Source organism: Dolichospermum sp. LEGE 00246, assembly GCF_015207865.1.
Taxonomy (GTDB): domain Bacteria; phylum Cyanobacteriota; class Cyanobacteriia; order Cyanobacteriales; family Nostocaceae; genus Dolichospermum; species Dolichospermum heterosporum.
Genome location: NZ_JADEWA010000177.1, coordinates 1 through 10,150 on the forward strand (window position 1 = coordinate 1; position 10,150 = coordinate 10,150).

A 10,150-nucleotide genomic window follows, 5' to 3' on the forward strand; every position below is an offset into this window, starting at 1 on the left:
ATCTTAATATTATAGAGAAGAAAGTAATATTTATTTAAAGAGTGAATAAAGAAGTTGTTTCTTGATGATTTATTTATCGAGAGTCTTATATTCTAGAGATTGAAACCCATCATCAAAATCTCCAGGACGAAACCGAAGTAATTTTATCAGGGTTGCAAAAAGTTAGTATCTTCTCTGAGATGACTACTCTTGATCATAAATCCAAGTGTTCCTAATTTTCTGTTGTCATATTTAATCATTGCTATAGGACTCCTATACAATACTGTTCGGTCAAGAAAATATTAATTTTCTAATGGTAAATATTTAGTCAATCTTTTACTAATTTATCGCTGTTAATATATGCCAATTTCAGTCATTTCTAGTCTAAATAGTAACTCTATTGTCCCCCAGCAATCTGAAAATTTTAACTTCCTATCATGCTCATTAAAATGGCGCAGAGGAAAATTATTAGTAAAAGCCTCTGAAAAATTCTCACAACCCCATTTAGCTGCACTAGAAAATGAAGAATCTTTAATAGAATGTTTAAAACATTCTCCAGTTAGTTTAGTCAGCATAGATCCCAAAATCGGTGATTCTTTATTAAAAGTTTGGGCAAATGCTTGTCAAAAAGCTAATAAGCCCATATTTATAAACATTTCTGGGCATCAAAAATTACCAAAGAAAGGTAATCAAATTTTCAGAACTTTACAAATAATAATTGATTGGACTTGGGCTTTACTTTTGCTGTTATTTATGAGTCCAGTCATACTCGGAGGATTAATAACTATGCAAATATATTCCCCAGAATTGCTGTTTGATTATGAGTGGTATGTCGGAGAACATGGGCAACTTTTTCAGGCTATTAGGTTTAGTTCTATGGCTAAACAGGAAATGACAGATTTGAACATTATTTTAGGTACATTCATTTTGAATAATTTATCTAATGTATTGAATCTATTGCAGGGAAAATTTTGTCTAATCAATAATCGTTGTTTATCTTTGGAAGGTGCAGTTAAATTAAGTTTAGAATCACAAAATAACAAATTAAACAAGCAAAGCAAAATAAATTCAGCGGTGTATCGTAAATAGATGGGAAGGATAAACTGCCTATAGTTGAGAATAAATCTATTGGCTCTGTGTTTTCAAGCATTTTTATCTAATTGATGAATACTTCCTGTTCTCATATTGATGACTATGAATTATGTAGCTAATTAAAAAATAATAAATATCATGCAAACAGCGATTTGTACCGTATTTGAAAAAGACTACCATTATGGTGTGGGGGCTTTGGTAAATTCCCTGTATTATCATGGTTTTCGAGGCATAATTTGGGCTGGTTATCGTGGAAATACACCCGATTGGGCTAAGGAGCTAAAAACAGAAACTGGTTATCAAGAGTTTTCTGTAGATGAAGGTTGTGCAATCCGATTTGTCAAACTAACAACTCCAAAACATTTAGGCTTTTATAAACCTGATTTTATGTCCCAATTGTGGGAAAATTATTGCCCAGATATTGATGCCTTATTTTACTTTGATCCTGATATTGTCAATAAATGTAACTGGGATTTTTATGAAAATTGGGTAAGTCGAGGAATTGCTCTTTGTGGTGATTCTTGGTATCTTGTGCCGGCGAATCATCCGAGACGGTTAGCATGGAAAGAATTTGCTGAAAATAATGGTTTTGCTTGTGAGCGCGAGTTAGATTATCACTACAATAGTGGCTTCATTGGAGTTCATAAAAACTACAAATCTATCTTGAAAGTTTGGCAGAAATTAGAAGAATTGGGTGAAATGGCAGGATATGCCAATTTAAAGGATCTTTATAACGGTAATACCTTTAATCATTATCCATATCTGTATGGAGATCAGACTTATTTGAACTTAGCATTGATGCTAACTAATTATCCTTTGAGTACCGTTGGACCAGACGGCATGGATTTTGTTCCTGGTGGTACTATTATGTCTCACGCCACAGTCCCACATATTAAACCTTGGCGCAAAAAACTACTCCTAAGTGCTTTAGAAGGTAGTTCTCCCACCATAACTGATAAATTATATTGGCGACATAGCCAAACACCTATTCAATTATATTCAATACCAAAAATACTATGGCAAAAATTTGAAATTCTCTGTGGTTCTGCTCTTGGTCGTTTTATTCGTCGCGCTCCTATGTAAGCATATTAATTTTTTTGAGATTGGTGCTTCTATACTTAATTATCAAAATTATCGGTCAAAATTTTTATGGATTCCAAATTTCTACCGTCAACTATGAAAATATTGCAAGCTACAAGTTTGTGGCAAAATAATCGGGTAATATTACGAGAATTTAAACACTTTCGAGTTGTGGCTATTTTAGCTATCGTATTTTCGGCTTTAGCTGCAAGTTTTGAAGGGTTTGGTTTAGGATTTTTGCTGGTGTTCCTGCAAAGCCTAACTACTCCTGGTTCTGAACCTGTGAAAACAGGGATAGAGTGGTTTGATATTTTGATTTTAGGAATTAATGGTTCAGCAACAGAGCGATTATATCGAATATCTGCTTTAATTGTTGTTACAACCTGTATGCGGGCATCCTTTAATTATATAGGACAGATTTGCATCCAGTTTAGTGAAATCAGTTTAGTAGATAATCTGCGTAAACGAATTTTTCAACAGTTAGAGGCTCAAACTCTCAATTATTTTAGTCATAAGAAATCTGGGGAATTAGTTAATATTCTTACCAGTGAAATGGAGAGAATTAGACAAATTTTTGGTGGACTAGCTTTTTTAATCACTAGAAGTTTTACACTGATTGTCTATTCTATTTCTTTGTTTATACTTTCCTGGAAACTGACTATAGTTTCTATTTTACTATTTAGTCTTTTGGCGGTAGCATTATCTACCTTAAATAAACAAATTAGAGAACGTAGTTTTGCGATTACTTCCGCTAATGATAATTTTACTGCTAGGGTGCTAGAGTTTATCGAAGGTATTCGCACAATTCATGCTTTTTCTACTCAGGAATTTGAGCGAAACCGCTATTACCAAGCCAGTGAAAAAATTGTTAATACTTGGAAAAGTGTTTATTGGATTTCTTTGATAGTTAAGCCTTTGGCTGAGAGTATATCTACGCTAATTCTGATTAGTATGATTATTGTGGCTTTAGCCACAGGATTAATGAAAGTTTCGGCTTTGTTAACTTTCTTTTTTGTCCTGTTCCGCATTATCCCTATGACTCAGGATTTGAATGGGGTAGTGGCTTTTTTAAGTACCCAAGCGGGAGCAGTGGAAAATATCAAGGATTTGTTGAAACCTGATGATAAAATCTATTTTCAAAATGGCGCATTAAGATTTCCTGGTTTTAGAAGATCAATTGATTTGGTGTCTGTAGATTTTGATTATAGTCTTAATCAACGAGTTTTACATAATATTACTCTCTCGATTAAACAAGGGGAAATGACGGCTTTAATCGGTTCATCTGGGGCTGGTAAAACCACACTTGCAGATTTAATTCCTCGCTTTCATGATGCTACTGACGGCTATATTTATATAGATGAAGTTGATATTCGCAAATTTGACATTAACTCTCTGCGTTCTAAGATAGCAGTTGTTAGTCAGAATACTTTTATTTTCAATACTTCTGTTTGGAATAATATTGCTTACGGGACACCAACAGCTACAGAAGCAGAAATTAAAGAAGCTGCACGATTGGCAAATGCTCTAGAATTTATTTTAGAAATGCCGGAGGGTTTTGATACGCAATTAGGAGATAGAGGTGTGCGGTTATCAGGTGGACAAAAACAAAGAATTGCGATCGCTCGCGCATTGCTAAAAAATCCCCAAATCCTGATTCTAGATGAAGCTACAAGTGCCTTAGATTCTGTGTCTGAGCGGTTAATTCAAGAATCCTTAGAAAAGCTATCTGTTGGGCGCACAGTCATTGCGATCGCTCACCGTCTCTCTACTATAGCTAAAGCCGATAAAGTTGTAGTTTTAGAACAAGGAAAAATCGTAGAACAGGGAGCATATCAAGAGCTACTTCAACAACGTGGCAAATTTTGGCAATATTATCAAATTCAAAATGAAGTGAGATAAACAAGCATTCAATTTTCCCATAGTTTATTTTCTCATCCTACAGCCAATGTTAAATATTAACTCCTCCGAACCTTTAGTAAGCGTCATTATCCCCACCTATAATCGCCCAGAATACCTGAAACAAGCAATTAATAGTGCTGTTAACCAAACCTATCAAAATCTAGAAATTATTGTTTCTGATAATTGTAGTTCTGAAAATCCTCAAGCACTAATTGAATCATTTCAAGATTCACGCATCAAATTTTGGCGACACGAAGAAAATATTGGGATGTTAGCTAATCAGTTTCATGGTTTGAGAATTGCTACAGGTAAATATGTGGCTAGTCTCCATGATGATGATATGTGGAATGAGGATTTTCTATCTAAGCTTGTTCCCAATTTAGAAGCAAATCCCGATTTAATTTTGGCATTTTGTGACCAATATATTATAGATGGTGATAGTAAAATTAATGTCGCTGCTACTGAAAACAATACCCGCAGTTATAAACGTGATCAAATCACTCCCGGAGTTCATAAAAATTTTACTCAAATTGGCTTAATTGATAAAAGTATTCCCACTGCGGCGGCTTGTGTAATTAGAAATGGAGTGCTTAATTGGGATAATATTCCTTCAGAGGTTGACGGAATGTGGGATTTATATTTAACATATCTTTGTTGTATTTCTGGCTATGGAGTTTACTATGTTCCCGAAAAATTAACCCAATATCGAGAGCATGAACAAACTGATACTATGCTCAGTGGTAGTCGCAATGTTCAAGCAAAAATCCGTAAAGGTAAAAGTGAGATATTCTGTTATCAAACCTTTATGGAAGATCAACGGTTACAGGAATTTAAGTCCTACTTTAAAACCAAATGGTTAGAAGCTAATACAACTTTAGGAATTGGCTTATTACGAGATCAAAAAATTACAGATGCTCGTCGTTATTTTTGGCAAACTTTAAGTGAACAAAAATTTAATTTACGAACTTTAGTGGCTTTAATTATTAGTTTTATTCCTACCAATCTAACGAATAAAATTTGGAAAATTTCCTAATTTAGTCAATCACAAGAGGTTATCAGTGAAAATTTGTATTGTTACCCACAAAATCAGAAAAGGTGATGGTCAAGGTAGAGTTAATTATGAAGTAGTTCAAGAAGCCATTCGGCGTGGTCATGATCTGACATTATTAGCTAGTGAAATTGCCCCAGAGTTAGCCGAGAATAGTGCTATTAATTGTATTTATATTCCAGTAGAAGGGTATCCTACGGAATTTATTCGCAATTTGATTTTTGCTCAAAAAAGTGCTGATTGGTTGCGTAAAAATAGAGCCAATTTAGATTTGATTAAGGTCAATGGCGCGATTACTATGGGGGCAAGTGATGTCAATGCCGTGCATTTTGTACATGGTTCTTGGTTGAAATCGCCTGTGCATATTTCCCATAACCGTAAAGATTTGTACGGGTTATATCAATGGTTATTTACTGCGGCTAATGCTTATTGGGAAAAACAAGCTTTTCGGAAATCTAAGATTATTATTGCTGTCTCAGAAAAAGTTGCCCAAGAATTAGTAAATATTGATGTACCTCGTTCACAAATTCGGGTTGTTGTTAATGGTGTAGACTTACAAGAATTTGCTCCTGGTGTCAGTTCTCGGACGGAATTGGGATTACCTGAGAATGTTAATTTGGCATTATTTGCAGGTGATATTCGGATTTCTCGGAAGAACTTAGATACTGTACTTCACGCTTTGGTAAAACTTCCTGAATTACATTTAGCAGTTGTCGGTGGTACTCAAGATAGCCCTTATCCGGCAATGGCAAGAGCATTAAATATTAGTGAAAGAGTGCATTTTTTAGGTTATCGCCGTGATATGCCCCAAATTCAACGGGCATCAGATTTATTTGTGTTTCCATCCCGTTATGAACCTTTTGGACTTGTAGTGATTGAAGCGATGGCTTCAGGTTTGCCCGTGATTACCGCCACTACTACTGGTGCGGCTGATTTAGTTAATCCCGACTGTGGCATCGTTTTAGACGATTGTGATGATGTTAATGCTTTAGCCGATGCGCTTAGGTTGTTAAATAGCGATCGCTCACTGCGTCAACAAATGGGTAAAGTTGCCCGGACTATTGCCGAACAACATAGCTGGTCAACAATGGCACAAACCTATCTAAATATATTTGAGGAGTTAATCACCCATGAGAAACACAGTTCTCATCCCCACCTATCGCCGTCCTCAAGACCTAGCCCGCTGTCTGAAAGCACTGCAACAGCAAACTAAATCAGTTGATCAGGCGATCGTTGTTGTCAGAGATACAGACACAGAAACTCAGCAATTTCTCCAACAATTTCCACCCCACCTCCTCCCCTTACAGATTGTCACCGTCACTCAGCCGGGAGTCGTCGCCGCCCTCAACGCCGGACTGGCACAAGTACAGGGAGACATTCTTTCCATCACTGATGATGATGCCGCCCCCCACCCGGATTGGTTAGCAAAAATTAATACTCACTTTAGCGTTAATTATGCCGTTGGTGGCGTTGGTGGTCGTGATTGGGTGTATCAAGGAGACAAACTGGAAAATGGTTCTCGTCCCATAGTTGGTAAATTGCAATGGTGGGGGCGCGTCATTGGCAACCACCACTTAGGAATAGGCGCACCCCGTGAAGTTGATGTTCTCAAAGGCGTGAATATGAGCTTTCGTACCCAGGCGATCGGTAAATTGCGATTTGATGACAGAATGCAAGGAACAGGCGCACAAGTACATTTTGAAATGTCCTTCGCCCTCACCCTCAAACGGGCTGGATGGAAAATAATTTATGATCCCAGCATTGCAGTAGATCACTATCCCGCCCAAAGATTTGACGAAGATCAACGCCACAACTTTAACGACAGCGCATTAATTAACCTAGTCCACAACGAAACCTTAATTTTATTAGAACATCTTTCGCCCCTGCGTCAAATTATATTTTTATCCTGGTCAATTTTAGTTGGCACAAGAGAAAGTTTAGGAATATGTCAATGGCTGAGACTATTTCCCCAACAAAAAGAAATTGCCAGTAAAAAATTGCGAGCATCCTTACAAGGAAGATGGTTAGGATATCAAAAATATAGAAAGATAGGAAATCACCATCTTAGTTATTAATTACCCCAACCGAGATCCCCGACTTCTTGAAGAAGTCGGGGATCTATCTCCTAACTAAACTTTTTATAGAATATTGAGATCAAAATGATTTCCAAACCAACACTTTTCAATACAGTTTTAAAAGAACAATTTTCTCCCCAAGATCGATCAGCCCAAAGTTGGATCATCATCCTAGGTTTTATCTTAATCACAACAGCTTGCTACTTTACCAGTACAGGCAGTTTGCACTTTGTTTTTTCCGCCAGTGCCTTTCTAGTCGCTGTGTTTTTGTATTTACGGCATCCCATCCACTATATTGGTTTCACTTGGTGGATTTGGTTCCTGACCCCTATAATCACTCGTTTCGTTGACTATAAAGTTGGCTGGGACCCCACCAGACAAATGTTAATTGCACCTTATTTAGTCGTATTCCTGACCATATTCACCTTTTTCAAACATCTACCTAGCAGTCTTCGTCAAGGGGGACTGCCATTTCTTTTAGCAGCCATAGGAGTTTGTTATGGATGTTTAATAGGTTTAATTTACAATCAACCACTCCCTGTAGTTCGGAGTTTTTTAGATTGGTTAAGTCCGATAATTTTTGCTTTTCACCTCTTTTCTAATTGGCGAGATTATCCCAGTTATCGTCAACATCTGCAAAGAACATTTATTTGGTGTGTACTCATCCTGGGAGCTTACGGTGTCTATCAATTTGTTGTCGCTCCTGAATGGGATAGATATTGGTTAATTCAATCGAAAATGTTTACCAGTGCTGGACACCCAATTCCTTTTGGAATGCGCGTTTGGAGTACATTACACTCACCTGGTCCATTTGGGACTGTCATGCAAGCTGGTTTACTATTATTATTTACCAGCACTGGCCCATTAATTTTCCCCGCTTCTGCTGTGGGTTATTTATCATTCTTACTTTCCCAAGTGCGGACAAGTTGGGGGGGCTGGTTATTAGGAATAATTATGATTTTTGGTTCAGTAAAACCCAAAATTCAAATGCGATTAATTACCATAATTTTAGTAATGTCAATCTGCGTTATTCCCTTGGTGACTATCGAACCGCTTTCTAAAGTTATTACCACTCGATTTGAAAGTTTTTCCAATCTCGAACAAGATGGTAGTTTTAGAGATAGATCCGCAACTTATGACAGAAACCTGAATTTAGCTCTTTCTAATGTTGTCGGTAACGGCTTTGGAAATATCTGGAAAGTGAATGAAAAAACTGGACAAATAGAAGTCATTGTTATTGATAGCGGCATTTTAGATATGTTTTTTACCTTGGGTTGGATTGGTGCTATACCCTATATTAGTGGGTTAGTATTAATGCTAATTACCGTTAGTAATTATACAGAAGGTCGCTTTGATAGTTTTCTCAGTGCTGCCCGCGCTATTGGTATCAGTTCTTGCGCCCAGTTAATTATTTATAGCGGGATGCTGAGTATTGCCGGGATGATTATGTGGGGATTTTTGGCAATGGCTATGGCAGGTCATAAATACTACAGCAGACCACAGAGTTGAATTAAAACCCCTTCTGAGAGTTTAAAAATTTTAGGCGACTAGTACCGCAAGGCGGAAGTCAAAAGTCAAAAGTTAAAAGTCAAAAATAATATGGCGTAAGCTTTTTAGTGATTGAGAATGGTTGTTTTATTTACGCCGCAGTATACTAGAAGTCGCTACTACACAAACAAAGTCCACACTTCGACAGGCTCGGTGACCACCTGCGTAGACTAATGAAAAATCAACCCACGCAGGTGGGTTTTGCCTGTGTAGCCGTGACTTCTAGTCGCCAGCTTTTCACATTTTATTGATAAATTGTGATAAAATTTAGTACAAATATTTCCTATATGAAAACTAGTTAAACTATTAAACAAGAGGTGAAATACCATGTTAAAAATACAACCTCCAACTGTAATTGATTTTCAACCAGCAATTGTTGCTAAAGATAAGAATGATAAATCTATTTTGATGATAGATGTGAGATTTTCAGGTATGTATTCTTCCCCAGATATTAATATCTTAAAAATGGAACAATATCAGCATATTCCTTTTCTAATGTTTGTTAATTCTAATGTCATGAGAATCTTTAAGAGTCCGACTTTTACAGAAGTAGCAAGATTGGACACGAAAAAGGTTTTAGAACATTATAATCCAAAAAGTATCGAAGGCATCATCTATCAATCTACTTTAATAACTTTAACTCAATCATGGTTAAGAGATTTAGCTTATCATTGGAAAAGTGAAACCCCTCCTTATATTGAGGAAATGAAGGAAATTGGCTTATTTACTCTTTTGTGTGATGGTACTACAGAGGAATTATTATGATTATTATTTATTTAGAAACTAATTCATAAGTAAGATATTTTGTGTTACAATACTTACATTGCTATGGTTATATTAATATTCATTTGAGGTTAAGTAATGAAAGCTTTTGAAGTCATGGGAAAAGTTGATGAAAAAGGTCAATTATTATTAGATAAACCTTTAGAAATTTATACATCTAGTCAAGTGAGAGTAATTATCCTTGTATCAGATGACATTGAATCTGATCCTGATGATACTCCAATTCAGGAAATAAAAGAGAGTTTAAAAACAGCATTACAAGAAGCAAAAGCAGGAAAAAGAATCCCTTGGGAAAAAATGTGGGAAGGAATTGATACAGAATGATTCTTTTTTAATTAATATTGATTGATTTAACTCCTGAATATCAGAGAAATTTAAAACATTTAGCCAAAAAATACCGAAATATTCGTTCTGATACTCAATCTTTCATTACAGAATTGCAAAAAGGAAATTTATTAGGAGATAGATTAACTGGTTTTAATGAAGATGTTTATATTTATAAAGCTAGAGTCAAAAATAGTAAGTAATTGGACAAAAATATTTACAGTCATTGCGAGCGAAGGGAAGCAATCACAACCCTGGCGATTGCTTGATTTCACTTCGTTCCATTTGCAATGACATTGTGTAACTAATTCTGTCTCACTAC

Annotated in this window: 10 protein-coding genes; all 10 read left to right on the top strand. The window is 36.1% G+C overall.

Annotated elements, in window-relative coordinates:
• The first annotated feature begins 339 nt into the window (after window positions 1-339).
• The 10 genes from hepC (at window position 340) to IQ228_RS13205 (ending at window position 10,031) form a co-directional block, all read left to right on the top strand.
• Entirely contained in the window at window positions 340-1,068 is a 729-nt protein-coding gene (gene hepC, locus IQ228_RS13160) for a heterocyst development glycosyltransferase HepC (RefSeq protein ID WP_193963052.1), read from the top strand.
• 141 nt (window positions 1,069-1,209) lie between these two features.
• Window positions 1,210-2,154 carry a hypothetical protein gene (locus IQ228_RS13165; RefSeq protein ID WP_053540919.1) on the top strand — a complete coding sequence of 315 codons (945 nt, stop codon included), beginning with the start codon at window positions 1,210-1,212 and terminating at the stop codon, window positions 2,152-2,154.
• A gap of 66 nt (window positions 2,155-2,220) precedes the next feature.
• Window positions 2,221-4,050, top strand: coding sequence for a heterocyst formation ABC transporter subunit HepA (hepA, locus tag IQ228_RS13170; protein ID WP_027403024.1), 1,830 nt, complete (start codon window positions 2,221-2,223; stop codon window positions 4,048-4,050).
• Between the two features lie 46 nt (window positions 4,051-4,096).
• Window positions 4,097-5,083 (top strand): glycosyltransferase family 2 protein, encoded by a 987-nt coding sequence (locus IQ228_RS13175; RefSeq protein WP_193963054.1) that lies wholly within the window; start codon window positions 4,097-4,099, stop codon window positions 5,081-5,083.
• Between the two features lie 25 nt (window positions 5,084-5,108).
• Entirely contained in the window at window positions 5,109-6,311 is a 1,203-nt protein-coding gene (locus IQ228_RS13180; protein ID WP_193963062.1) for a glycosyltransferase family 4 protein, read from the top strand.
• Window positions 6,229-7,173: a glycosyltransferase family 2 protein gene (locus IQ228_RS13185; protein WP_193963064.1), complete on the top strand. Its 945-nt coding sequence runs from the start codon at window positions 6,229-6,231 to the stop codon at window positions 7,171-7,173. The genes IQ228_RS13180 and IQ228_RS13185 overlap by 83 nt, the downstream gene beginning before the upstream one ends.
• A gap of 84 nt (window positions 7,174-7,257) precedes the next feature.
• Window positions 7,258-8,682, top strand: coding sequence for an O-antigen ligase family protein (locus IQ228_RS13190; protein ID WP_027403028.1), 1,425 nt, complete (start codon window positions 7,258-7,260; stop codon window positions 8,680-8,682).
• A gap of 366 nt (window positions 8,683-9,048) precedes the next feature.
• Entirely contained in the window at window positions 9,049-9,486 is a 438-nt protein-coding gene (locus tag IQ228_RS13195) for a hypothetical protein (protein WP_193963066.1), read from the top strand.
• A gap of 96 nt (window positions 9,487-9,582) precedes the next feature.
• Complete coding sequence (locus tag IQ228_RS13200; RefSeq protein ID WP_193963068.1) at window positions 9,583-9,828, top strand: hypothetical protein; 246 nt, start codon at window positions 9,583-9,585, stop codon at window positions 9,826-9,828.
• 17 nt (window positions 9,829-9,845) lie between these two features.
• The gene (locus IQ228_RS13205) at window positions 9,846-10,031 is read left to right on the top strand and encodes a hypothetical protein (protein WP_201769151.1); all 186 of its coding nucleotides are present in this window, start codon (window positions 9,846-9,848) and stop codon (window positions 10,029-10,031) included.
• The last annotated feature ends 119 nt before the right edge of the window (window positions 10,032-10,150 follow it).